We start from the raw sequence: 22,734 nt of genomic DNA on the forward strand, positions 1-22,734 counted from the left end.
TGTACCGGCGGTACACAGAATTTGCACGACGGCCCGTGATACCGATTTGATGGCCGGTCCGTCTCCGGACGATTCCGGCACTGATCCCGGACCGGAGGCTTGCGCCGAGCCTGTAGCGTGGCCGACGGAGACCGTAACAACACCGCGCGCACCGCGGGCAGAAACGACGGCGAGGACTGATGGCACAGCAGCACGCTCAGGGCCCGTCCGACCCCGAGGCGGCTGGCGGCGGAATGTCGGACGCACCGGAGCTGTGGGGTAACGGCGGACTGGTCGGCGACGGCCGGTACCGGCTCACCCACAGACTGGGCCGGGGCGGTATGGCCGAGGTTTTCGCGGCCGAGGACGTACGGCTCGGGCGCACGGTCGCGGTCAAGCTGCTCCGCTCGGACCTGGCCGAGGACCCGACGTCGAAGGCCCGCTTCACGCGCGAGGCCCAGTCGGTGGCCGGCCTCAACCACCACGCGATCGTCGCCGTGTACGACTCCGGCGAGGACTACGTGGGCGGCATGTCGGTGCCGTACATCGTCATGGAGATCGTCGAGGGCCGCACGATCCGCGACCTCCTCCTGAACGCCGAGGCGCCCGGGCCCGAGCAGGCCCTGATCATCGTCTCCGGCGTCCTGGAGGCGCTCGCCTACTCGCACCAGCACGGCATCGTGCACCGCGACATCAAGCCCGCGAACGTGATCATCACGCACAACGGCGCCGTCAAGGTCATGGACTTCGGCATCGCGCGCGCCCTGCACGGGGCTTCTACGACGATGACGCAGACCGGCATGGTCATGGGCACGCCCCAGTACCTCTCCCCGGAGCAGGCGCTCGGCAAGGCCGTCGACCACCGCTCCGACCTGTACGCGACGGGCTGCCTCCTCTACGAACTCCTCGCGCTGCGGCCCCCGTTCACGGGCGAGACGCCGCTGTCGGTGGTCTACCAGCACGTCCAGGACATCCCGGTCCCGCCGTCCCAGACGTCGAACGGCGTCTGCCCGCCGGAGCTCGACGGCCTCGTCATGCGCTCCCTGGCGAAGGACCCGGACGACCGTTTCCAGACGGCCGAGGAGATGCGCGGGCTCGTCCAGTACGGCCTGCAGATGCTCTACGACCAGGGCGGCCACACCGGCACCTGGAACACCGGCCCGGTGACCGTGGCGAACGGGCAGGGGACCCCGCCCGGGGGCTTCGCCGGCACGACCGTGATGCCCCAGGGCGACTCCTCCGGGACCACGCAGATCCCGCAGCCGATCCTGCCGGGCGGCTACGGCAACGGCGACGACGGCGGCTTCGAGGGGCACGGCAACCACGGCAGCGGCCGCGGCAAGCTGTGGATCCTCGCCGTGCTCGCGGTGATCGCCATCGCGGCGGGTGTCGCGCTGGCGCTGAACACCACCGGCAACGGCAGCGGCGGTTCGGGCACCAGCCAGTCGCCCACGACCTCGCAGACCGCGACCGACGACACGGCCACCGAGACGCCGAGCGACGACGCGACGGCCTCGCCGTCCGAGACGGACACGGACGACAGCGGTACGAGCTCCGGTTCGGACTACACGCCGTCGTACACGCCCTCGTACACCCCGACCGAGACGGCCAGCGAGAAGCCTTCGAGCACCCCGTCGGCGACGGCCTCCGAGGAGCCGTCGGACACCCCGTCCGCGACGACGTCGGTGGACCCGACGGACACGGGCGGCACCGGTGACGCCGGCGGGGACGACAGCGGCGGTACGGTCGCGGGCGCCCTGGGCGGCGGCTGACCCGGCCCGGACCACCGGCACCGAAGCACTCACGCGCGCGTGCACCCCGTAACAGGGGTCCACGCGCGCGTGCTGTTTTCCGCTGTCCCTAGGGGGCGCCCTCCGCGAACGCCTCGCACACCGCGTCGTACTCCCGCGTCCACCACACGGCGAGCGCCGACGCGGCCGGGAACTGGGGGTCCGCGCGGGTGTCGCCCCGCTCGTAGTGCCAGCGCAGCATCCAGAAGTCGTTGAGCCGCTCCCACCACACCCGGTGCACGGCGGCGGCCAGTTCGGAGGGACCGGCGCCCGCGGAACGCCGGTACGCGTGCGCGTACGCCCGTACCTTCGGCAGGTCCAGGGCTCCGTCGGGCCGTACGAAGAAGATCGCGGCGGCGCGTACGGCCTCCTCCGCGCGGGGCTGGACGCCGAGGCGGTCCCAGTCGACGATCGCGGCGGGGGCGTCGCCCTTGTAGAGCAGGTTGAAGGGGTGGAAGTCCCCGTGCGTCCACCCCACGGAGGCCCCGCGCGGCGGCCGTCGGTCCGCGTGCCGCTCCAGCAGCTCGCGCCGCTCCAGGAGCCGGTGGCGGGCCAGTTCGTCGAAGGCGTCGGCGGGTCGGTGCCGGCGGACGTGCCCCAGGAGGTCGTCGATGAGGGCGAAGGTGTCGGCGGGGTCGGCCCCCGGCGCGCACTCCTCGCGCCGCCCCGGCATGACCCGCTCCAGGCTCGCGTGGACGACCCCCAGGAGCGCGCCGAGGCGCCCGCACTGACCGGTGGTCAACTGGCCGCCGTGGCGGTGCCTGCCGTCGATCCAGGGGTGCAGGGCGTAGGCGTGACCGCCGACGACGGCGACCGTACGGCCGTCGCGGGCGGGCAGCGGGGGCGCCACGGGGACACCGAGGTCGGCGAGGCGTCGGGTCGCGGTGTGCTGGCGGGCGATCGCCGCCGGGTCCGCGGTCTCGGGGTCGAAGTGGTGCTTCAGGAAGTAGCGGCCCTGGGTGGTGCGGAGCCGGTAGCCGCGGTTCAGCAGGCCCTGCTCGACGGGTTCGCAGGTGACGGCGGACCCGGCGGCGTACTGGCGGAGGAGGGCGCCCAGCGGGGGCGCGTGGGGCACGGGGGGTGGTACACGTAAGGGCGGCACGCGGCCGATGCTAGGGCACGGGGTGGGCCCTTGAGCTGCGGTTTGTCACAGAAAGTCACCGCTCGGTCGTCGATGGTCGCTTTCGGTCACAGGGTGGGCCCGAAGCGCCGTTCCAGGCCGCCGTCCGGGGAGTGCACGGTGCTGAGCCGGGGTTCGATGCGCAGGTACACCATCGCGTCCCGGGCCGGCCCGAACCGCTCGACCTGCTCCGCCGTCGGCTCATGGGGCTCGCACGTGCCGACCACCTGTACGGACCACAGGTCGTCGTCCGGCCCGGCCGAGTCCAGGTTGTCGGCACCGTACGCGACGACACGGTCCACGCACGCGTGGTGATGGCCGTGGCTCCGGGGCATCCGCAGCAGCAGCCGCTCGTCCGCCACGATGTGCCGGGCGGGGGCCAGGAAGGGCAGCGCGTCCAGGGTGGTGGCCACCCGGCCGTGGTCGGTGCGCGCGAGCAGATCGACGGCCAGCTGCTGGTCGGTGGGCATGCACTTACTGTCGGATGAGCGGCCCCTCCGGGGGAGGGGTCTTTGGTCCCTAATGACGCTGCTGCTCGGCCTGTCTCCGCGCCACATAGGCCGCCGCCTGCGAGCGCCGCTCCATACCGAGTTTGGAAAGCAGACTCGACACGTAGTTCTTGATGGTCTTCTCCGCGAGGTGCAGCCGCTCGCCGATCGCCCGGTTGGTGAGCCCCTCCCCGATCAGATCCAGGATCCTGCGCTCCTGGTCGGTGAGGGAGTCGAACTTCTCGTCCTGCTGGGGGCCGCCGTTGCGCAGCCGCTCCAGGACGCGGGCGGTCGCCACCGGGTCGAGCAGCGACTTGCCGGCCGCGACGTCCCGTACGGCACTCAGCAGTTCGTTCCCCCGGATGGCCTTCAGGACGTATCCGGAGGCGCCCGCCATGATCGCGTCGAAGAGGGCCTCGTCGTCCGAGAAGGAGGTCAGCATCAGGCACTTCACGGACTCGTCCCGGGCGCGGATCTCCCGGCACACCTCGACCCCGCTGCCGTCCGGGAGCCGTACGTCGAGAATCGCCACATCCGGGCGCACGGCCGGGATCCGCACCAGCGCGTCGGCCGCCGTACCGGCCTCGCCGACGACCTCGATGTCGTCCTCGACGGAGAGCATCTCGTGGACGCCACGCCGGACGACTTCATGGTCATCGACGAGGAAAATGCTGATTTTTCCGGTTTCGCGCACGCGGTAAGTCTCACATACGGCCTCTTCCCGTGCCCGAGGTGAGCGGGATAACGTGCCGTTGTTCCGGCCCCCTGCAAGGCTGTGACCAGGACTTGTTCCCGACTTTCGCGATTTACTTGGAAATCCAAGCAAAATCGCAGGTCAGGAGGGGTTTCACAGAATTGTGGAGCACTGGGTAACGTGCCTGTTGCAGGGCGCTCGCCGGGGCACCTGTCACGCCTGTTCCCGACGAACCGCACCCACCCTGTGCGTCCGTGGGGCGCAGGTGAGCCGCACTGGCACCCGGCGAACCCGGGGAGCCGGACCGACGGAGGAGCACACGTGACCGTGGAGAGCACTGCCCCGCGCAAGCCGCGACGCAGCGCCGGAAGCAAGGCCAAGGGCGCCGACCCGGACCTCGTCCAGCTGCTGACGCCCGAGGGCAAGCGAGTCAAGAACGCGAAGACCGCCCCGTACGACAAGTACGTCGCCGGCATCACCCCCGATGAGCTCCGCGGCCTGTACCGCGACATGGTGCTCACCCGCCGCTTCGACGCCGAGGCCACCGCCCTGCAGCGCCAGGGCGAGCTGGGCCTGTGGGCGTCGCTGCTCGGCCAGGAGGCCGCCCAGATCGGCTCCGGGCGGGCCACCCGGGAGGACGACTACGTCTTCCCGACCTACCGCGAGCACGGCGTCGCCTGGTGCCGCGGCGTCGACCCGACCAACCTGCTCGGCATGTTCCGGGGCGTCAACCACGGCGGCTGGGATCCGAACACCAACAACTTCCACCTGTACACGATCGTCATCGGCTCCCAGACGCTGCACGCCACGGGCTACGCGATGGGCGTCACCATGGACGGCGCCGACAGCGCCGTGATCGCGTACTTCGGGGACGGCGCCTCCAGCCAGGGCGACGTCGCCGAGTCGTTCACCTTCTCCGCGGTCTACAACGCGCCGGTCGTGTTCTTCTGCCAGAACAATCAGTGGGCCATCTCCGAGCCCACCGAGAAGCAGACCCGCGTCCCGCTCTACCAGCGCGCCCAGGGCTACGGCTTCCCGGGCGTCCGCGTCGACGGCAACGACGTCCTGGCCTGCCTCGCGGTCACCAAGTGGGCGCTGGAGCGGGCCCGCAACGGCGAGGGGCCGACGCTCGTCGAGGCGTACACGTACCGCATGGGCGCGCACACCACCTCCGACGACCCGACGAAGTACCGGGCCGACGAGGAGCGCGAGTCCTGGGAGGCGAAGGACCCGATCCTGCGCCTGCGCACGTACCTCGAGGCCTCGAACCACACGGATGAGGGATTTTTCGCGGAACTGGAGACGGAGAGCGAGGCGTTGGGCAGACGAGTGCGCGAAGCGGTCCGTGCCATGCCGGACCCGGACCGGTTCGCCATCTTCGAGCACGTGTACGCGGACGGGCACGCGCTCGTCGACGAGGAGAGGGCCCAGTTCGCCGCCTACCAGGCGTCGTTCGCGGACGAAGAGGGGGGTAAGTGACATGGCGGCACAGACTGCGGCACAGACCACGACGTTCAAGAACCTGCCGTTGGCCAAGGCGATCAACGAATCGCTGCGCGCCGCCCTGGAGTCCGACCCCAAGGTCCTCATCATGGGCGAGGACGTCGGCAAGCTCGGCGGCGTCTTCCGCGTCACGGACGGCCTCCAGAAGGACTTCGGCGAGCGCAGGGTCGTCGACACCCCCCTCGCGGAGTCCGGCATCGTAGGCACGGCCATCGGCCTCGCCCTCCGCGGCTACCGCCCGGTGGTGGAGATCCAGTTCGACGGCTTCGTCTTCCCGGCCTACGACCAGATCGTCACCCAGCTCGCCAAGATGCACGCCCGCTCCCTGGGCAAGGTGAAGCTCCCGATCGTCGTACGCATCCCCTACGGCGGCGGCATCGGCGCCGTCGAACACCACTCGGAGTCCCCCGAGGCCCTGTTCGCGCACGTCCCGGGCCTGAAGATCGTCAGCCCGTCGAACTCGTCGGACGCCTACTGGATGATGCAGCAGGCCATCCAGAGCGACGACCCGGTGATCTTCTTCGAGCCGAAGCGGCGCTACTGGGACAAGGGCGAGGTCAACACCGAGTCGATCCCCGACCCCCTCCACAAGGCCCGCGTGGTCCGCGAGGGCACGGACCTCACCCTCGCCGCCTACGGCCCGATGGTGAAGCTCTGCCAGGAGGTCGCCGACGCGGCCGCCGAGGAGGGCAAGTCGCTGGAGGTCCTGGACCTGCGCTCGGTGTCCCCGCTGGACTTCGACGCGATCCAGACCTCGGTGGAGAAGACCCGCCGTCTGGTCGTGGTCCACGAGGCCCCGGTGTTCTTCGGCTCCGGCGGCGAGATCGCGGCCCGCATCACGGAGCGCTGCTTCTACCACCTGGAGGCTCCGGTACTGAGGGTCGGCGGCTATCACGCCCCGTACCCACCGGCCCGCCTGGAGGAGGAGTACCTGCCGAGCCTGGACCGGGTGCTCGACGCCGTCGACCGCGCTCTGGCGTACTGAGGAGAGGGGCCGTGACGACGATGACTGAAGCGGAAGCGTCCGTACGCGAGTTCAAGATGCCGGACGTGGGCGAGGGCCTCACCGAGGCCGAGATCCTCAAGTGGTACGTCCAGGTCGGCGACACCGTCACCGACGGCCAGGTCGTCTGCGAGGTGGAGACGGCGAAGGCCGCGGTGGAACTGCCCATCCCGTACGACGGGGTGGTGCGCGAGCTGCGCTTCCCCGAGGGGACGACGGTGGACGTGGGCACGTCCATCATCGCGGTGGATGTGGCGGGGGGTGCCCCCGCCGGGACTCCGGCGGCCGCGGCCGCACCCGAGCCCCCGGCGGAGGAGAAGCCGGCGGCCCGCACACCGGTACTGGTGGGTTACGGAGTATCCACGTCCGCCACGAAGCGCAGGCCGCGCAAGGGGGCGGACATCCCGGCGCAGGAGGCCGTGTCGGTGGCGGTGGCGGCCGTACAGGCGGAGCTGAACGGCCACGCGACGCCGACGGCGACGCCGACGCCCACCGAGACCGGGGCCGCCGTGGCGCAGTCCCGCCCCCTTGCCAAGCCGCCGGTGCGGAAGCTGGCGAAGGACCTCGGCGTCGACCTGGCGACGGTGACCCCGTCGGGCCCGGACGGCGTCATCACGCGCGAGGACGTGCACGCGGCGGTGGCGGTGCCTCAGGCGCCGGTGCCGACGGCACCGCGGGCTCAGGTCCAGGTGGTTCCGGCCGCCGCTCCGGCGACGTACGACACGAGCCGGGAGACCCGGGTCCCGGTGAAGGGCGTGCGCAAGGCGACGGCGGCGGCGATGGTCGGTTCGGCGTTCACGGCGCCGCATGTCACGGAGTTCGTGACGGTGGACGTGACGCGGACGATGAAGCTGGTGGAGGAGCTCAAGCAGGACAAGGAGCTCCAGGGCCTGCGGGTGAACCCGCTCCTGCTGATCGCGAAGGCCCTCCTCGTCGCCATCAAGCGCAACCCGGACATCAACGCGTCCTGGGACGAGGCCGCCCAGGAGATCGTCCTCAAGCACTACGTCAACCTCGGCATCGCGGCGGCCACCCCGCGCGGCCTGATCGTCCCGAACATCAAGGACGCCCACGCGAAGACGCTGCCTCAACTGGCCGAGGCGCTGGGCGAGTTGGTGGCCACGGCGAGGGACGGCAAGACCTCCCCGGCGGCGATGCAGGGGGGCACGGTCACCATCACCAACGTCGGTGTCTTCGGCATCGACACCGGTACGCCGATCCTCAACCCCGGCGAGTCCGCGATCCTCGCGGTCGGCACGATCAAGCTCCAGCCGTGGGTCCACAAGGGCAAGGTGAAGCCGCGTCAGGTGACGACGCTGGCGTTGTCCTTCGATCACCGGTTGGTGGACGGGGAGTTGGGGTCGAAGGTGCTGGCGGATGTGGCGGCGATTCTGGAGCAGCCGAAGCGGTTGATCACCTGGGGGTAGTGGCTGTTGCGTCCATGGGCCGCGCGTCTCTGTGAGTGGGGGGCGCGCGGCTCAGTTCTGGGCCGCAGGGTTCCCGTAGTCGGCGGGCGGTGTGGTCAGCCGGTCGGCGACGAGGGCGAGCCAACCACTCGGTGAGTACGGTGCCGGCGGGTCGACCTCCATGCCCAACTCGGCGACGGCGAGGGCGTAGTCGGACTCGTCGAGGTCCAGGGTGAGGAGTTCGTGGAGTTCGCCGGTGAGGCGGGCGACGAGGTACGGGTCGGTCGAGGTGCGGTAGTCGTCGGTCGCCGCGTCGTGGTCGTCGAACTCGTCCGGCATGTCCTGGGAGAACCAGCCGCCGAGGAACTGGCCGAGTTCCGGGAAGCGGGCGTGCCATTCCCAGTGGGTGGCGGGGGTGGCCGGGGGCGGGACCTCGCCTTCCTCGACGCTGTGCTTGATGCGGTCGGCGAGGCAGTACAGCCACTGCTGGATCTCTGCCTCGGGGAGTCCCACGTCCGGGATCACGTAGAACTCGCCGAGGCGCAGGCGGAGTCGGCCGGGAGGGTTGTCGGCGTACTCGCGGAGTTGGCGCTCGGCGACGGCGAGGGCCCAGGGGCGGCTGTGCCAGGTGTGGCGGAGATAGGCGGTCAGCGCCTCGCTCGGCTTGTCCGGGGTGTCGTCGGCCGGCTGACCGGCGTAGGCGCGGATCACCTGGTCCAACTCGCCGTAGCGGCGGTCGTGTTCGAGGGGGCTCAAGGGCACGGGATCAGCCTCTGCGGGTCGTCGTCACAGGTACATCGGGAACGTGGCGTGGACGGCGAAGCCGTGCGGGCGGGACGCGTCCCGCTTCAGGATCACGCGGGCCGCGCGGACGTCGACGGGTTCGCGTCCGGCCAGCATCATCGCCTGGAGCAGGACCCGGCCGACCGGTTCGGGGCGGGAGGGCCAGGACGCCTCGATGGTCAGGCGGGGGCGGGTGGACCGGGCGAGCCAGCGGTGGATGGCCTGCTCGTTGGCGGTGACGGTCTGTTGGGTGGCCCATTGGGCGGTTTCTCGGTCGGGGTAGGTGGCGGTGCGGGTGCGCATGGTGGACCGGTCCTCTCGCGCTCTACTCGGTTTCCCACAGGGACGAGTGGGCCTCACGCATGTGCTCGACGCAGAGCCGCGCGAAGAGGGGAAAAAAGTCGACGAAGTCCTCGGTGCCCGAACCTCCGCTCATCGCGGCCCCACTGAAGAACCGGTCCAGTTGCCCCTCGGTGTGGAAAAGGGCCATTGCCTGATAGCACTCGGAGACCACACTCGGCAGGTGCCACGGACAGCGCGGGTGGGTCTCGTCGATGTACATACGGATACCGTCATCGGACGTGGCGTCGTGCATGTCATCGCTGATGGCCACGCCGTCCTGGCCGAAATAGATGGGCAGGATCTGGCTGAGGCGAGGAAAGCGCAGGCTCAATTCCCAGATGTCCATGGGGGTTTCCTCCCATGTACGCCAGTCGGAGTTCCAGCTCTCCAGGTGCTCGGCGATCTCCCGCAGTGCCGCAGGTGTACGTGATCCGGTCCTCGCCTGCGGGATTCTGTTGAGAGCACCGTGGGAACCGTCGGGGAAGGCCTCGAAAAGTTCAGCCGCAACACGTAGTTCGGCCGCAATCTCCTGCAGTGTGCGACCGCCGTCCAATTCCGCGTTCTTGATGCCGCGCATCAGCGGGAAGAGTTTCTTCTGCCACTCGGCTGAATCGTCTGGAATCCGGCGTCTCCAGCCGTCGTAGGGTTCCAACAGCTTACGGGCACCCGCGAGATTCGAGTAGCCGACGGATTCCTGGTGTGTCATGCAGGGCATCCTACTTCTTCACGTTCCTCGGCATCGAGGTCACGACTGTGAAAGGGGGGTCGAGGTTAGGGTCGTAGAGAAGGCGAGTCTCGACCCCGTCCACGTAATTGGCCTTCGAAGCCGGGAATTCGTCGGTCTTGATTTCTTCCTTGCCGATGCTCCGACCGCTGTGTCCATAAGGGGTCTCGGGGACTGTGATCTCCAGTCGACCCCCCTTGTCCGGATGGTTCGCGATCCATTTCTTGATTTCGTCCGCGTTTTTGTCGATGTTGAACTGAGTCATCTTCTGTGCTGATTCCAGGTCCTTGAAGGACGACGCTTCGGCGACCTTCGGCTGCCCATAGGGCCATTCGGTTCCCGGCCGGGGCGGTTTCTTCAGCTCATCGCGCAGACGCTGTGCCAACTGGTCGTCCGTCAGGCCGACATGCTTCGAGACGGTGTGGGAATTCTCCAGCCACTCCGTGGACGCCAGGTCGACTCTGTAGATCCCGTTGTCCGCGTCACCGGGTGTGGACCACACATGACCAGGTTTGAATTCGGTCAGGGAACGCGCCCCGAACGCCTCGGCGCGGGCTTCCTCGGCCTCGTACGTCGGAGCGCTCATGGCGGCTTCGGTCAGTTCGGGAAGCAGTTTACGGAGGCGATCGGCGCCGTCGTGGAACGCCTTGTGATAGGTCTCGACGGCGGCATCGCAGCCTCCCTTGTCCATGTGCGACCGGAACTTCAGGACGATCTCGGCGAACGTGGCATAGGCACTCAGCTTGGTGAGCTCGTCCCAGGAGAAGCCGTCCGGGACCATGTCGTTGACAGTCGCCTTCGTGGCCTCCAAGGCCAGGCGCTCGGTCGTCTTCCGGCATTTCTCGGCGGCGTCCGCGACATCGTGGAAGATCTGCTTCATGTCGTCACCGGTCTTCTTGAGGACCTCGATGACGGGGCGCCGGTCGGCGGGCGCCGTACTGGGATTGGTACGCCAGTCGCGGCCGCCGGTCTGGGACGGCGGTATGGCGTTGTTGTCGCCGTCCCGTCGGCCGCCCCACGCGGTGGTGCCCCAGATCGACTGGCAGAAGGCGTTCATCGCGCTCTGCCAGTCGTTGTTGCCGCTGTCCGTCAGATACCCGATGTCCTGGGTGAAGCTGTCGGCCGATGACTGTGCCGCTCTGCCGGCCGCTTCCCATGCGTTTCCGATGCTGCGGAGGTTGTCCGTCTCGGCGCCGGGAGTGATCTCGTGGGTTCTGCCGAGGCGCAGCCCTTCCTCGATCGCCGGTTTGATCAAGTCGGCCAGGAAGTCCGGGACATCGCCTATCGCGGCCACGAAGGGAATGTCCGAGCCATCGCCGGTGCCGGTCCACTTGATGGAGGCGACGGGTCCGTACGAAACCTTGCCGACGCCGATCGGAGCGTCCCGGCGGGGCGGTGGTCCGAAGATGCCCCGGGAGTGCCAGTCGGCCGCCATGTAGTTGTTCGCTGTGTTGGTCAGCCCGAGCGAGACGCCGCCGATACTGGCCACGCACTCCGCCCACGTCTTCAGGAACTCCTTGGCCACGTCGTCGTAGGCACCGGCGAAGTCGTCGGGGCCACCGCCGTTCCCGGCCGCCTGTCGATGGTCGACGTCCTGCACGAGTCGGCCGGCCGTCTTGTGGAAGGTGAACTGCTCGTCGCGGATCACCGTGGACGTGTAGTAGACGTGCCCCGGTTTGATGTCGAAGCCGCTCCCGCTGTCGGGCGCGGGCTGTTTCAACTGTTCCCGTTCCCACGCGCGGCGAGCGTCCGAAGGGCGGCCGTCGGATTCGGTGGCCTTCGGGGGTGGCGGCTCGTAGTGGGGATCCGGAGAGGTGCCGGGGCTCGGTTCGGGCTGGGAGGCACTGGGTTCGGGAGCCGGTTCGGTGTCACTGGCGGTGGGGCTGGTGGACGGACTCGGCTGAGGTGAGGGTGTTGCCATCAGGCCGCTCCCCAGCCGCGCAGCACCGCCCGATGAGCCGCCGAGTAGTTCGCGTGACCAGTCGTGACATACGCGTGCAGCCACTTCTGCGCGGCCTGCAGATCCTGTGCCGACCGGTCCCACTCATCCAACTTCTGGACGAAGACCTCGCGGGCCTCGCCCTTCCACGACAGGACGACCGGTTCGGCACGGTCGTAGAGGTCGTCGAGTTTGCCGTTGAGCTGCTTGAGGATGTCCTCCAGCTCGGCGGTGAGGTCGTGGAGCGTGGCGAAGGAGACGGATATGTGGCCGTCGTCGGCGGAAGCCCCGGTCGACATGATCCCCCTGGATATCGGTCGGTAACTGCGGCTGGATGACGGGCACTTGGCGGCCCTCGTTCAGAAGGGTCAGATGGATCAGAAGGAGTCGAGGCTGCTGCGGGGCGGTGGCGGTGGCGGCGCCGGCGTATCTCCCGTCGCCTCCGCGTTCGGCGTGGACAGCTTGTCGACCTCGCTGCCGATGTCGACCTGGATCGTCCGCATGTGCTCCAGCACCTCGATGTCGTTCGAGGAGAAGCCGTCGCGGCTCATCCGTACGGCCTGCTCCAGGAGCTTCATCACTTCGCGGATGCGTACGGCGTCCTCGGTCGCCGCGCGGTGGAACTCGCGGTACGCCGTCGCCGCCGGGCCCTGCCAGCCGGCCTCGACGCGGTCGACGATCGCGTCCATCCGCTTGACCTGCTTGTCGAGGTGGTCCTGCATGTCGTCGAGGTCGCCGGCGAGCTTGGTGAGGTCCTTGGACGACACGTGCAGGTCAGGGTTGCCGCCCTGGCCCGTGCCGGTTCCGGGTACTGCCACGCTGTATCCCCGCCCCCGTCGCGTCGGCCTCACACGTCACTTGCTGTTGCAATAATCCTACGGTTCGCAGCGGCCCGGAAGCGAGGGCGTTCAGGGGCTTGGGAGGTCCAACTCCGCCCAGACGGTCTTGCCGACGGTGAGTCTCTCCACGGCCCAACGGGCGGCCAGCGTACGGACGATGAGCAGGCCGCGGCCGAACTGGTCGTCGGAGGTGGAGGTTTGGGGGTACGGGAGCCGTTCGCCTCTCGGGTCGGTGACCGCCACGCGCAGGGCGTTGCCGGTGAGGGACGTCTCCACGCGGAACAGACGGTCGCGGAGGCAGCCGTGGAGTAAGGCGTTCGTGCACAACTCGCTTGCCAGTAGCGCCGCGTCGCCGGCGGAGTGGGGGTGTCCCCAGGCGGCGGTGAGGTGGGCGACGTGTCTGCGGGCGCGGGGGATGTTGATCGGGTACGGGGTGTAGGTGACGGCGTCGTAGTGGTCGTAGCGGCGGTCGTGGGGTTTGGGGAGTCCGGGAGGACAGGAGTCGGTCACCGGGGCGCACCTCCTTGTGCGATGGGGGACGGGGTCAGGTGGGGTGGCTCTGCCGTGCTGTGCCGGGTGCGGGCAGCGCGGTGCACTTCCGCCAACTGGTTTCACTGGGTGGGTGATTCAGTACTGACGGTAGCGGTGCGAAGTGTGGGCCAGCAAGTATGAGGCCATAAATTTCTACTCGAACTTGCTTGCTCGCCGTACGGTGACCACACAGACTGTGACCAACTCGGCCGAAGGGAAGGCGACATGGCAGGTAGAAACCCTGATCGCGGTGTGTCCGTGTCGACCGTGCTTGCGCGGCGGCTGGGCGGTGAACTGCTTCGCATGCGCGAGGTGCGGGGGCTGCGTCAGGCGCATGCCGCCGAGGCGTTGTCGGCGTCGGTGGCCAAGGTCGCGAAGATGGAGCGCGGGCAGGTGCCGGTCCGTGATCCGGACATTCGCGCGCTCTGCCACCTGTACGGCGAGACGGCTGAGCCGGTGATCGGGCGGTTGCTGACCCTTGCGAGGACGGACCGTGAGAGACGCAAGGCTCGTGGTTGGTGGAACCAGTACCCGCAGCTTTCCGCGATGGTCGAGTACGTGGCACTGGAGGACATCGCCACCAGCATGCGTACCTGGGAACTCGCCTTCGTCCCCGGCCTGTTGCAGACACCGGATTACGCGCGGGCGGTGGCCGTCGGCGCGGGATCGTGGGAGGACCCGGGCGAGATCGAACCCTTCGTGGAGGCCAGACTGGCTCGTCAGGCGCGGCTGAGTTCGGAGCGGCCTCTGGAGTTGTGGGCCGTGGTGCACGAGGGAGCGCTACGCCAACTTGTAGGCGGCCGCGCTGTGATGAAGGAACAGTTGGGACATCTGCTGGACCTGGCGCGCACTGACACGGTGACCTTGCAGGTGGTGCCATATCTGGCAGGTGCCAATCCGGGCATGATCGGCGCGTTCAGCATTGTCTCGTTCGCCGAACCCGGTGCCTTGGACGTCGTACACATGGACGTACCCTCTTCTACGCTCTGGTTGGAGAGCGAGGAGGACGCGGCCCGGCACGGTCGGATCTTCGACCGCATCGCACGGGTGGGACTTGCGGAGCGCAACGCTCTCGACCTGATCGAAGCCATTCGCAAGGAGATGTAGATCCGGTGACAGAGTTCGTGTTCGTCAAGTCCAGCTACAGCGGCGGAGACGCCGGACAACAGTGCGTCGAAGTCGCCTGCAATGCACCCGACACGGTGGCCGTTCGTGACTCGAAGGACGTGAACGGCTCTATAGTCCGGCTCACCCCCACCACCTGGGTCGCGTTCACGGCCCACCTGGGTGCGTCGTCGACGGCGAGTCCGTCCTGGCCGAAGTAGTTCAGCAGGAACTCCTTCAACCGGGGGAAACGCAGCGCGAGTTCAGGAGCGGTCAGGGGTGTCCACCGGCCTGGCCGAGCAGAGTTCGGGCGCCCTCAAGGACGAAGTACCGCGCCAGTTCCCGGTCGTTCGCCGACACCGCCGACCCAACTCCTCACGCGACAGCCGTACGAGCAGCCGTACGACAGAAGCCGCCGTACGACAAAGGGACCCGCCGCTGGCATGCGGCAGGTCCCTCGGTGTCGATCAGAGAGCTGACTGGATGTCAGCCGAGCCGCGCGAAGCCGTAGTTGAGCAGCTTCTTCGCGTCCGTCTCGCGCTGGGCCACCGAAGTGGACGCGAGAACCGTGCCGATGACGGTCTTGCCGTTGCGGGTGGCGGCGAAGACGAGGCAGTACTTGGCCTCGGGGCCGGAGCCGGTCTTCACGCCGATCGTGCCGCTGTAGCTGTTGAGCAGGGTGTTCGTGTTGGTCCAGGCAGCCATCGTGCGGGTGCTGCCGGTCTTCGTGATCGTCTTCGCCTTGTACGACTTGGTCTTGACGACCGTCTTGAACGTGGCGTTCTTCATCACGTTGCTGGCGAGCTTCGTGAGGTCGCGCGGCGTCGAGTAGTTGTTGCCGTTGCCGATGCCGTCGAACGAGTCGAACTTCGTGTTCGTCAGGCCGAGCGTCTTCGCGGTCGAGTTCATCTTGCCGATGAACGACTTCACGCGCGCGGCCCGGGTCGAGCCGGCGCCGTACTTGTCGGCCAGCGCGTACGCCGCGTCACAGCCGGACGGGAGCATCAGGCCGTAGAGGAGCTGGCGGACGGTGACCTTGTCGCCGACGATCAGGTGGGCGGAGGAGGCGGTGTTGGCGACGATGTAGTCGCTGTACGCCTTCTGGATGGTGACCTTCGCGTCGAGGTTCAGGTTCGACTGGGAGAGCACGACCTTGGCGGTCATGATCTTCGTGGTCGACCCGGTGGACAGCTTGGTGTCCGCCTTCTTGTTGAACAACGACGACGCGTTGGCGTTGTTCATCAGGTAGCCGCCCTTGGCCACGATCGTGGGCGTCGTGACAGCCTGCGCGGGTGCCGCGGTCAGGGCGCCGGTCGCGAGCACGGCGCCTGCGGTCACGGTGACCGCGGCGGCTCTGCGGAAGCGGCTGCCCTTGATGCCGGTAATGGCAGTAATCAACTGAGGTACCCCGAATACGTTGAATGCCCCTGAGGAACGGCCCAGTTGGAGGGGGGAAAGAAAGGGCCGTACGTGTGTGACACGTAAGTAGCACAGAAGGTTGTGCGGTTGCTGCGCCGGGTTCCCCGAATGTGTGAAACGCCCCCGAGAACCGGCCGCGGAAATGCACCTCCGTAGACGCACCCCCGACCCCGTTCGGTTCCGTCCGCATCCTGGACCGCCCGTCCTCATGCGTACGTGTTGTATCTATGATGTCCTCATGCCGTCCCCGTCCCCCGCTCCGTCACTCACCTCACCCCCTGTCGTCAAGCAACCCCCCGCCGCCGACCGCGTCTACGCCCACGTCAAACAGGGTGTCCTGGACCGGCGTTACGAAGGCGGAACGCTGCTCACCGAGGGCGAGTTGGCCGAGGCCGTCGGAGTGTCACGGACACCCGTGCGCGAGGCACTGCTGCGCCTGGAGGTCGAAGGGCTGATCAAGCTCTACCCCAAGAAGGGCGCCCTGGTCCTGCCCGTCTCCTCGCAGGAGATCGCGGACGTGGTCGAGACCCGGATGCTGGTCGAGCAGCACGCGGTCCGCAAGGTCGTACCGGCGTCCCCGACCCTCATCGCCCGGCTGGAAGAGCTGCTCGCGCGGCAGAAGGAACAGGCCGCCGCGGGCGACCTCGCCGGCGCCGCCGTCACCGACCGCTGCTTCCACGCCGAGATCGTCCGCAGCGGCGGCAACGAGATCCTCTCCCGTCTCTACGACCAACTCCGCGACCGGCAGCTGCGGATGGGCGTCGCGATCATGCACTCGCACCCCGACCGCATCGCCAAGACCCTCACCGAGCACGCGGCGATCCTCGACGCGCTGCGCACCGGCGACGCCGAGGCGGCCGCCGGGATCGTCCACCAGCACGTCGACTGGTTCTCCCACCTGGCCCGGGGCGAGGTTCGATGAGCAGCAGTAGCAGTAGCAGTAGTAGCAGTAGTAGTTCCAGTGGGGCGATGTCCCTTCCCGGCGATCCGCCCGGCGGCCGCCGGGCGCTCGCCGTGTGGGGCATCGGCGTCTCCGTCTACTTCGTCGCCGTCATCTTCCGCACGTCCCTCGGTGTCGCCGGCCTCGACGCGGCCGAGCGCTTCCACGTCAACGCCTCGGCCCTGTCGACCTTCTCGATCCTCCAACTGCTGGTCTACGCGGGCATGCAGATACCCGTCGGCCTCCTCGTCGACAGCCTCGGGACGAAGAAGGTGCTGACCATCGGCGTGGTCCTCTTCACCGCCGGGCAGCTCGGCTTCGCCTTCTCCCCCTCCTACGGCACCGCCCTCGCCTCCCGCGCGCTGCTCGGCTGCGGTGACGCGATGACGTTCATCAGCGTGCTGCGCCTCGGCACCCGCTGGTTCCCGGCGCGCCGCGGCCCGATGGTCGCCCAGCTCGCGGGCCTCGCGGGAATGGCCGGAAATCTCGTCTCCACCCTGGTGATCGCCCGCCTGCTGCACGGCATCGGCTGGACGGCCGCCTTCGCGGGCAGCGCGCTCGCGGGGGTTGTGGTCCTCGTCCTGCTTCTTCTGTTCCTGAAGGACCACCCGGACGGGCACGAACCGGAACCCTTCCCGCACCGGGGCGCGGCCTACGTCCGCCGCCAGATCGCCGCCTCCTGGCGCGAACCCGGCACCCGCCTCGGCCTCTGGGTGCACTTCACCACCCAGTTCCCGGCGATGGTGTTCCTGCTCCTGTGGGGCCTGCCGTTCCTGGTCCAGGCGCAGGGCCTGTCCCGGGCCACCGCCGGCGAACTCCTCACCCTGGTCGTCCTGTCCAACATGCTCGTCGGCCTGGTCTACGGCCAGATCGTCGCCCGGCACCACACCGCGCGGCTGCCGCTGGCACTCGGCACGGTCGGCGCCACGGCCCTCGTGTGGGCGGTCACGCTGCTCTACCCCGGCGACCACGCGCCGATGTGGCTGCTGATCGTGCTCTGCACGGTGCTCGGTTCCTGCGGTCCCGCCTCGATGCTCGGCTTCGACTTCGCCCGCCCGGCCAACCCGCCGGAGCGTCAGGGCACCGCCTCCGGAATCACCAACATGGGTGGTTTCGTGGCCTCGATGACGACCCTGTTCCTGGTCGGCGTGCTCCTCGACGCGACCGGCGACAACTACTCGATCGCCTTCTCGGTGATCTTCGTCCTCCAGGCGGTCGGCGTCAGCCAGATCCTCCGGCTGCGCCGCCGGGCGGCCCGCCGCGAGAGCGAACGCCTCGTGGCGAGCCGGGTGGAGACGGTCCACGTGCCGGCGTGAACCCGCCTCCGCTCACACCGCTCTCACACGACTTTCTTATGCCGCTACGAGGGTGAGGTACGCGAGGCCCAACACGCCCCGGTAGCTCATCCATTGGGCCCGGTGCCGGTCGAGCCGTTCGCGGGTGGCGGCGGCCAGCGGATGGTCGCCGTGCCCGGCGAGCCACACCTCCGCGTCCGCCTGGTACGCCGACTCGAACTCCTCCCACTCGTCCGCGTTCGCCGTCTCGGTCCACTCGGGCCGGAACCCGGCCGCCACCGCGAGATCGACGAGCGCCCCCAGGTCGTAGTGCTCGTCGGCACGCGCCTCCGGCCACATCCCGGCCAACTCGGCCGTCGTGGGCGGGCGTTGCCAGAACCCCTCACCGAGCAGCACGCGCCCTCCGTCGACGACGAGCCGCCGCAACTCCCGCAGGGCTTCAGCCGTGTGCCGGGGAGGCTCCGCGTCACTGAGGGCCTGGCTCGCCCCCAGACACAGCACCAGATCGGCCGGCCCGCGCTCCGTCCCCACGGCCGACTCCTCGACGAACTCGACCCGCTCGGCAAGCCCCCGCGCCTCGGCGTCCCGCCGCCCACGTGCCAGATCCCGCGCGTTCACATCGACCCCGACACCCCGCGCCTCCGGTACGGCGGTCAGGACCCGGAGCATCAACTCGCCCCAGCCACAGCCGATGTCGAGCACCGTGCGCGGCCCGGCACCGGCCAGCCGTCGCACGATCCCGTCGGCCCGCGCCTCGGAGAGGGGGCTGTGGAAAGCGAGCCGGGTGAGCCGGGGAGGCCCGTCGTCGGGCTCGGCGCTCTCCGTATGTGCGGTTTCGGACGTCACGTCAGACATGCGGCGGAGGCTAGCGACAGACGCCCGCCCGGCGACAACGAATTTCCGCTCCGCCGCCGCTATTTGGAGACCGCTATTTGGAGACTGCTGCTTGGAGACCGCTATTTGGTGACGGCGAAGTTCCGCAGTATCGAAGCGGACAGCTCCGGATCGCCGTCCGCCTTGACCTTGTCCGACACCGAGTCGACGGTGACCCGCCCGCAGGCCAGCCGTACGTACGTCTCCCAGTCGAGGATGAGGGTCGCGGCCGGGCCGAGCGCGGGGGCCGTCTCCAGGGTGCCGCGGCCCTGGATGTCGACGCGGATCGTACGGAGGAACTCGATCGGACCGTGTACGTCGAAGACGACCGCCGAACTGCGCGGGGCGCCCGAGTCGTCGGCGACGACCTTCGGGAGCGCGGCGAGGAGCACGTCTCGGGCGATGTGCGCGCCGGGTGAGTCCAGGTTGCCGGGGCGGCCGAGGGCGGTGCGCAGGTCCTGCTCGTGCACCCACACGTTGAACGCGTGGTTCCGCATCGACTCTTCGAGGGTGACCTCGGTGCTGACGTGGCCGCGCACCTTCGTGCCGGGGTCGCGCGACTCGTTCCGCAGCTGGCGGTTGCGGCGGATGATCGTGTACTCCAGCTCCGACGTCATCTCCGGCGACGTGTGGTGGCGGCGTACGTCGACCTGCATCTCCATGTACCGCTGGTGCTCGTTCGTGACGTGGTAGAGGTCGCGGGGGAGGGTGTGGATGGGGCGGGGGTCGCCGAGCATCTCGTTGTCCAGCCCGATGACATGGGAGACCACGTCACGCACCGACCAGCCCGGGCACGGCGTTCGCCGGTTCCACTCCCCCTCCGCGAGCGGGGTGACCAGCTCGGATATCGCGTCGATGGAGTGGGTCCAGGCGTCGGCGTAGGGCTGGAGAGTGGGATGCAGACTCACGGAACGGGACCCCTCGGCGGTCGGTACAGGTCGGTACAGGTCGGGTGGCAGGCGTCGTTGCCAGCGGGAGGTGGCTGTCGGCGGGCGTCTTGGAACGCTAAGTTACGCTGCTGTGAGGCACCCCGGCAGTGCTTTCGTGTGACGATCGTAGGCCCGTGTGAACGGCTCGAATGCCAGGACGGTGGTAGTGTGCGCGCCTCCCTCATCCAGATCGCCGTAGACGAGGGCGAATCGGTCGAATCCCGCAGGGTTCGGGTGGCGTCCCTCGTCCGCGAGCAAGCCGGTTCCGATCTCGTCGTCCTGCCGGAGCTGTGGACGACGGGTGCGTTCGCCTACGAGCGGTTCGCCGAGGAGGCGGAGCCTCTCGACAGCGGCCCGACCTACGAGGCGATGGCCAAGGCGGCGAGCGACGCGGGCGTGTGGCTGCACGCGGGCTCGATCCCGGAACGGGACCCGGACGGCCCCCTCTACAACACGTCCCTCGTCTTCTCCCCCTCCGGTGAACTGGCCGCCGCCTACCGCAAGATCCACCGCTTCGGCTTCGACAAGGGCGAGGCCGTACTGATGGGCGCGGGCAGCGAGCTGATGACGGTCCGTCTCCCCGAGACGGTGCTGGGTCTTGCCACCTGCTACGACCTCCGTTTCCCCGAACTCTTCCGCGGCCTCGTCGACGCCGGCGCCGAGACCCTCGTCCTCCCCGCGGGCTGGCCCGAACGCCGCCGCTCCCACTGGACCCTCCTCGCCCAGGCCCGGGCGATCGAGAACCAGTCCTTCGTCCTCGCATGTGGAACGGCCGGTACGCACGCCGGAGTTCCCCAGGCCGGTCACTCGATCGTGGTCGACCCCTGGGGCGAGGTCCTCGCCCAGGCGGGCGCGGGCGAGGAGATCCTCACGGTGGACTTCGACCCGGCGAAGGTGGCCGTGACGAGGGAACAGTTCCCGGCGCTCAAGGACCGGGTGCTGGGCCTTGAGCGTCCGCATCGCGCCGGGTGAGAAGCGGATTCCGTCAGGGCGTCAGTCCTCCCGCTCCTTCTCCGCGAGGTGGATCACGCACACCGCCACCGCGATGAGCAGCGCCGCGTCCGCGTCCTCCCGGACGATGTCGACGCCGTAGGTCTCCCGGATGTGCAGCCAGCGCCGGGAGATCTGCGCGAGCAGCTCGCCGTCGTAGTCGACGCCGAACTCGCGGTCCAGGATCTTGCCGCTGACGTCGAGTTCGGTGCCGTCGACCAGGGACACCTTGTAGTGGTTGCGCAGCAGGGAGAACCGCTTGTGCTTGATGGTCGCCAGGGGCTCACCGTCCCGTTCGATGACCATCGTGTCGCGCAGGGCGAGCATCTTCTTGTGGATGTCGATGAGCACGCGCCCGTGCGTGTCCTTCAGCTCGAAGGTGTCCCGGATGCGCATGGCCTTGCCGTCGACCAGGAACACCTTGTTGCCGTTCTGGTCCTCGATCCAGTAATCCTCACCGAAGCCGAGGATGCGATCGCGTACGAGGAATCTCATGACATTACGGCTTCCCCGGCAGCCGGTCCGAAACGCCGCCGATAGGCCGACGGGCTCAATCCGGTCTCCTTCCGCAGTCGTACGCGCAGATTCGCACCGGTGCCGAGCCCGCACCGCGCGGCGACCACGTCGAGCCGCTCCTCACCCCGCTCGATCAACCGGCAGGCCAGCGCCACCCGCTCCCCGGTCAGCCAGGCCAGCGGCGTCGTGCCCAGCTGCGCCCGGAAGCGCCGGTGCAGGGTCGCGGGGGAGACGGCGGCGCGGGTGGCCAGCCCGGCCACCGTCAACGGCTCCCCCAGCCGCTCCTGCGCCCACGCGAGCAGCGGCGCGAGCGACTCGTCGGGTACATCGGGCAACGGCCGCTCCACGAACTGCCGTTGCCCACCGTCCCGATGGGCAGCGAAGACCAGCCTCCTGGACACCGCGTTGGCGATCTCGGCGCCATGGTCCCGCCGCACGACATGCAGCCCGAGGTCGAGCGCGGCGGCGCTCCCGGAGGCGGTGAGGATGTCCCCGTCGTCCACGAAGAGGACGTCCGGTTCGAGCCGCACGCGCGGGTGCAGGGCGCGGAAACGGTCGGCCCACATCCAGTGCGTGGTCGCCCGGCGCCCGTCCAGCAACCCCGCCTCGGCGAGCGCGAAACTCCCGGTGCACAGGCTCATGACACGCGCCCCGCGCGCGTGGGCGCGCCGGATGGCGTCGAGCACGGCGGCCCCGCGCGGTACGACGTTGTCGGGCCGGCCCGGTACGACGAGGGTGTCCGCCGTATCGACTGCGTCGAGACCGCGCGCCCCGGTGAGGGTGAAGAACCCGTGGTTCATCCGCACCTCGGGCGTGGGCGTGCACACCAGGACCTCGTACAGCGGCCCGGGGAGCGTGAGTTCGGGCCGAGGGAGCCCGAACAGCTCGGTGGCTACGCCGACTTCGAAGGGGTTGGTGCCCTCGTCGACGATGACGGCGACGCGGTGCGGAGTGCGGGGGCGGGGTTGCGGTCGCTGAGAGGATCCTTGCGGCATGTGCGATTCCTAGCACTCGTACGCCGGGTACGACACCGCGCACGCTGACCGCATGGAATCCATCGCACCCATCGCGCTCTCTGCCGCCCTCGCGTCCTTCACCGACCGGTGGAGCCCCCGCATCGTCACCACCGTCAACGACTACGACGTACGCGTCGCGAAGGTCGAGGGCGAACACCTCTGGCACACCCACGACCACACCGACGAGTTCTTCCTGGTCCTGGAGGGTGAATTGCATATCGCCCTACGGGAGTCGGCGGGCTCGGGTTCGGGTTCGGGGGAGCGCACGGTCGTCCTCCCCAAGGGCAGCGTCTTCACGGTCCCCCGGGGCACGGAACACAAGCCGTACGCCCCGGTCCCGACCGAGATCCTCCTCCTCGAACCGACCGGCACGCTCACGGTCGGCGATCAGCACGGGGCCGTACCGGACCATGTGGACGTGACGACGGGGCATTCGCTGGCGTGACTGGCAGTGGCGATCTGCCGGGATATATCAGTTTCCTGGATTTCTAGGAGTTCACAACGAAACACT

Annotated in this window: 25 protein-coding genes; 10 read left to right on the top strand and 15 right to left on the bottom strand. The window is 68.9% G+C overall.

From position 1 onward, the window contains the following. Nucleotides 1-179: 179 nt before the first annotated feature. The gene (locus R2B38_RS20360) at nt 180-1,751 is read left to right on the top strand and encodes a protein kinase domain-containing protein (protein ID WP_411978480.1); all 1,572 of its coding nucleotides are present in this window, start codon (nt 180-182) and stop codon (nt 1,749-1,751) included. Nucleotides 1,752-1,839: 88 nt separating this feature from the next. Here R2B38_RS20360 and R2B38_RS20365 read toward each other — a convergent pair whose 3' ends face one another. The 3 genes from R2B38_RS20365 to R2B38_RS20375 all read right to left on the bottom strand — a co-directional run bounded on the left by R2B38_RS20365 (nt 1,840) and on the right by R2B38_RS20375 (nt 4,071). Beyond that, nucleotides 1,840-2,844 (bottom strand): phosphotransferase, encoded by a 1,005-nt coding sequence (locus R2B38_RS20365; protein WP_318017492.1) that lies wholly within the window; start codon nt 2,842-2,844, stop codon nt 1,840-1,842. A gap of 113 nt (nt 2,845-2,957) precedes the next feature. Continuing rightward, nucleotides 2,958-3,359: a pyridoxamine 5'-phosphate oxidase family protein gene (locus tag R2B38_RS20370; protein ID WP_318017493.1), complete on the bottom strand. Its 402-nt coding sequence runs from the start codon at nt 3,357-3,359 to the stop codon at nt 2,958-2,960. A gap of 49 nt (nt 3,360-3,408) precedes the next feature. Further along, nucleotides 3,409-4,071, bottom strand: coding sequence for a response regulator transcription factor (locus R2B38_RS20375; RefSeq protein WP_318017494.1), 663 nt, complete (start codon nt 4,069-4,071; stop codon nt 3,409-3,411). Between the two features lie 321 nt (nt 4,072-4,392). Here R2B38_RS20375 and pdhA point away from each other — a divergent pair, with 321 nt between their 5' ends. Genes pdhA through R2B38_RS20390 form a run of 3 tightly spaced genes read left to right on the top strand, consistent with a single transcriptional unit; the run spans nt 4,393 to nt 8,004 of the window. Then, nucleotides 4,393-5,550 carry a pyruvate dehydrogenase (acetyl-transferring) E1 component subunit alpha gene (pdhA, locus tag R2B38_RS20380; protein ID WP_318017495.1) on the top strand — a complete coding sequence of 386 codons (1,158 nt, stop codon included), beginning with the start codon at nt 4,393-4,395 and terminating at the stop codon, nt 5,548-5,550. A gap of 1 nt (nt 5,551) precedes the next feature. Continuing rightward, nucleotides 5,552-6,559: an alpha-ketoacid dehydrogenase subunit beta gene (locus R2B38_RS20385; RefSeq protein ID WP_318017496.1), complete on the top strand. Its 1,008-nt coding sequence runs from the start codon at nt 5,552-5,554 to the stop codon at nt 6,557-6,559. 11 nt (nt 6,560-6,570) lie between these two features. Beyond that, complete coding sequence (locus R2B38_RS20390; RefSeq protein WP_318017497.1) at nt 6,571-8,004, top strand: dihydrolipoamide acetyltransferase family protein; 1,434 nt, start codon at nt 6,571-6,573, stop codon at nt 8,002-8,004. A gap of 51 nt (nt 8,005-8,055) precedes the next feature. On the opposite strand, the gene R2B38_RS20395 is transcribed toward R2B38_RS20390, so the two are convergent. From R2B38_RS20395 to R2B38_RS20425, 7 genes are all read right to left on the bottom strand, one after another. Further along, nucleotides 8,056-8,745, bottom strand: a complete 690-nt coding sequence (locus R2B38_RS20395; RefSeq protein WP_318017498.1) for a contact-dependent growth inhibition system immunity protein — start codon at nt 8,743-8,745, stop codon at nt 8,056-8,058. Nucleotides 8,746-8,769: 24 nt separating this feature from the next. Beyond that, nucleotides 8,770-9,069: an RNase A-like domain-containing protein gene (locus tag R2B38_RS20400; protein WP_033285348.1), complete on the bottom strand. Its 300-nt coding sequence runs from the start codon at nt 9,067-9,069 to the stop codon at nt 8,770-8,772. Nucleotides 9,070-9,091: 22 nt separating this feature from the next. Next, nucleotides 9,092-9,814, bottom strand: coding sequence for a hypothetical protein (locus tag R2B38_RS20405; RefSeq protein WP_318017499.1), 723 nt, complete (start codon nt 9,812-9,814; stop codon nt 9,092-9,094). A 10-nt stretch (nt 9,815-9,824) separates the two neighbouring features. Next, entirely contained in the window at nt 9,825-11,357 is a 1,533-nt protein-coding gene (locus tag R2B38_RS20410) for an RNase A-like domain-containing protein (RefSeq protein ID WP_318017500.1), read from the bottom strand. Nucleotides 11,358-11,752: 395 nt separating this feature from the next. Continuing rightward, nucleotides 11,753-12,070: a WXG100 family type VII secretion target gene (locus R2B38_RS20415; RefSeq protein ID WP_318017501.1), complete on the bottom strand. Its 318-nt coding sequence runs from the start codon at nt 12,068-12,070 to the stop codon at nt 11,753-11,755. 78 nt (nt 12,071-12,148) lie between these two features. Next, complete coding sequence (locus tag R2B38_RS20420; protein WP_318017502.1) at nt 12,149-12,589, bottom strand: WXG100 family type VII secretion target; 441 nt, start codon at nt 12,587-12,589, stop codon at nt 12,149-12,151. A gap of 90 nt (nt 12,590-12,679) precedes the next feature. Beyond that, nucleotides 12,680-13,120: an ATP-binding protein gene (locus R2B38_RS20425; RefSeq protein WP_318017503.1), complete on the bottom strand. Its 441-nt coding sequence runs from the start codon at nt 13,118-13,120 to the stop codon at nt 12,680-12,682. Between the two features lie 246 nt (nt 13,121-13,366). Here R2B38_RS20425 and R2B38_RS20430 point away from each other — a divergent pair, with 246 nt between their 5' ends. Next, nucleotides 13,367-14,248, top strand: a complete 882-nt coding sequence (locus tag R2B38_RS20430; RefSeq protein WP_318017504.1) for a helix-turn-helix transcriptional regulator — start codon at nt 13,367-13,369, stop codon at nt 14,246-14,248. Between the two features lie 5 nt (nt 14,249-14,253). Next, entirely contained in the window at nt 14,254-14,466 is a 213-nt protein-coding gene (locus R2B38_RS20435; protein ID WP_318017505.1) for a DUF397 domain-containing protein, read from the top strand. A gap of 265 nt (nt 14,467-14,731) precedes the next feature. Here the strand turns inward: R2B38_RS20435 and R2B38_RS20440 are convergent, their stop codons facing one another. After that, the gene (locus R2B38_RS20440; RefSeq protein ID WP_318017506.1) at nt 14,732-15,643 is read right to left on the bottom strand and encodes a D-alanyl-D-alanine carboxypeptidase family protein; all 912 of its coding nucleotides are present in this window, start codon (nt 15,641-15,643) and stop codon (nt 14,732-14,734) included. A gap of 259 nt (nt 15,644-15,902) precedes the next feature. Here R2B38_RS20440 and R2B38_RS20445 point away from each other — a divergent pair, with 259 nt between their 5' ends. Together R2B38_RS20445 and R2B38_RS20450 are read left to right on the top strand one after the other, a co-directional pair. After that, on the top strand, nt 15,903-16,586 hold the full coding sequence (locus R2B38_RS20445) for a GntR family transcriptional regulator (RefSeq protein ID WP_318017507.1): 684 nt from the start codon (nt 15,903-15,905) through the stop codon (nt 16,584-16,586). Then, entirely contained in the window at nt 16,583-17,920 is a 1,338-nt protein-coding gene (locus R2B38_RS20450; protein WP_318017508.1) for an MFS transporter, read from the top strand. The genes R2B38_RS20445 and R2B38_RS20450 overlap by 4 nt, the downstream gene beginning before the upstream one ends. Before the next feature lie 36 nt (nt 17,921-17,956). On the opposite strand, the gene R2B38_RS20455 is transcribed toward R2B38_RS20450, so the two are convergent. Then, the gene (locus R2B38_RS20455) at nt 17,957-18,754 is read right to left on the bottom strand and encodes a class I SAM-dependent methyltransferase (protein WP_318017509.1); all 798 of its coding nucleotides are present in this window, start codon (nt 18,752-18,754) and stop codon (nt 17,957-17,959) included. A 101-nt stretch (nt 18,755-18,855) separates the two neighbouring features. Further along, complete coding sequence (locus tag R2B38_RS20460; RefSeq protein WP_318017510.1) at nt 18,856-19,680, bottom strand: maleylpyruvate isomerase family mycothiol-dependent enzyme; 825 nt, start codon at nt 19,678-19,680, stop codon at nt 18,856-18,858. 189 nt (nt 19,681-19,869) lie between these two features. Between R2B38_RS20460 and R2B38_RS20465 the strand changes: the two genes are divergently transcribed. Continuing rightward, nucleotides 19,870-20,673 (top strand): carbon-nitrogen family hydrolase, encoded by an 804-nt coding sequence (locus tag R2B38_RS20465; protein ID WP_318017511.1) that lies wholly within the window; start codon nt 19,870-19,872, stop codon nt 20,671-20,673. Nucleotides 20,674-20,694: 21 nt separating this feature from the next. Here the strand turns inward: R2B38_RS20465 and R2B38_RS20470 are convergent, their stop codons facing one another. Continuing rightward, a complete protein-coding gene (locus R2B38_RS20470) occupies nt 20,695-21,186 on the bottom strand; it encodes an LURP-one-related/scramblase family protein (protein ID WP_317770539.1) in 492 nt (163 codons plus the stop codon). Further along, nucleotides 21,183-22,202, bottom strand: a complete 1,020-nt coding sequence (locus R2B38_RS20475) for a GlxA family transcriptional regulator (protein ID WP_318017512.1) — start codon at nt 22,200-22,202, stop codon at nt 21,183-21,185. Before R2B38_RS20475 ends, R2B38_RS20470 begins: the two co-directional genes overlap by 4 nt. A 52-nt stretch (nt 22,203-22,254) precedes the next feature. Here R2B38_RS20475 and R2B38_RS20480 point away from each other — a divergent pair, with 52 nt between their 5' ends. Then, the gene (locus R2B38_RS20480) at nt 22,255-22,668 is read left to right on the top strand and encodes a cupin domain-containing protein (protein WP_318017513.1); all 414 of its coding nucleotides are present in this window, start codon (nt 22,255-22,257) and stop codon (nt 22,666-22,668) included. The last annotated feature ends 66 nt before the right edge of the window (nt 22,669-22,734 follow it).

This window comes from Streptomyces sp. N50, from assembly GCF_033335955.1.
Classification (GTDB): Bacteria; Actinomycetota; Actinomycetes; order Streptomycetales; family Streptomycetaceae; genus Streptomyces.

Bases quoted from the DNA above. Each gene is read 5' to 3' on its own strand.
- R2B38_RS20360 (WP_411978480.1), top strand. From the start codon at position 180: ATGGCACAGCAGCACGCTCAGGGCCCGTCCGACCCCGAGGCGGCTGGC.
- R2B38_RS20370 (WP_318017493.1), bottom strand. From the start codon at position 3,359: ATGCCCACCGACCAGCAGCTGGCCGTCGATCTGCTCGCGCGCACCGAC.
- R2B38_RS20385 (WP_318017496.1), top strand. From the start codon at position 5,552: ATGGCGGCACAGACTGCGGCACAGACCACGACGTTCAAGAACCTGCCG.
- R2B38_RS20400 (WP_033285348.1), bottom strand. From the start codon at position 9,069: ATGCGCACCCGCACCGCCACCTACCCCGACCGAGAAACCGCCCAATGG.
- R2B38_RS20405 (WP_318017499.1), bottom strand. From the start codon at position 9,814: ATGACACACCAGGAATCCGTCGGCTACTCGAATCTCGCGGGTGCCCGT.
- R2B38_RS20415 (WP_318017501.1), bottom strand. From the start codon at position 12,070: ATGTCGACCGGGGCTTCCGCCGACGACGGCCACATATCCGTCTCCTTC.
- R2B38_RS20430 (WP_318017504.1), top strand. From the start codon at position 13,367: ATGGCAGGTAGAAACCCTGATCGCGGTGTGTCCGTGTCGACCGTGCTT.
- R2B38_RS20445 (WP_318017507.1), top strand. From the start codon at position 15,903: ATGCCGTCCCCGTCCCCCGCTCCGTCACTCACCTCACCCCCTGTCGTC.
- R2B38_RS20450 (WP_318017508.1), top strand. From the start codon at position 16,583: ATGAGCAGCAGTAGCAGTAGCAGTAGTAGCAGTAGTAGTTCCAGTGGG.
- R2B38_RS20455 (WP_318017509.1), bottom strand. From the start codon at position 18,754: ATGTCTGACGTGACGTCCGAAACCGCACATACGGAGAGCGCCGAGCCC.
- R2B38_RS20470 (WP_317770539.1), bottom strand. From the start codon at position 21,186: ATGAGATTCCTCGTACGCGATCGCATCCTCGGCTTCGGTGAGGATTAC.
- R2B38_RS20475 (WP_318017512.1), bottom strand. From the start codon at position 22,202: ATGCCGCAAGGATCCTCTCAGCGACCGCAACCCCGCCCCCGCACTCCG.
- R2B38_RS20480 (WP_318017513.1), top strand. From the start codon at position 22,255: ATGGAATCCATCGCACCCATCGCGCTCTCTGCCGCCCTCGCGTCCTTC.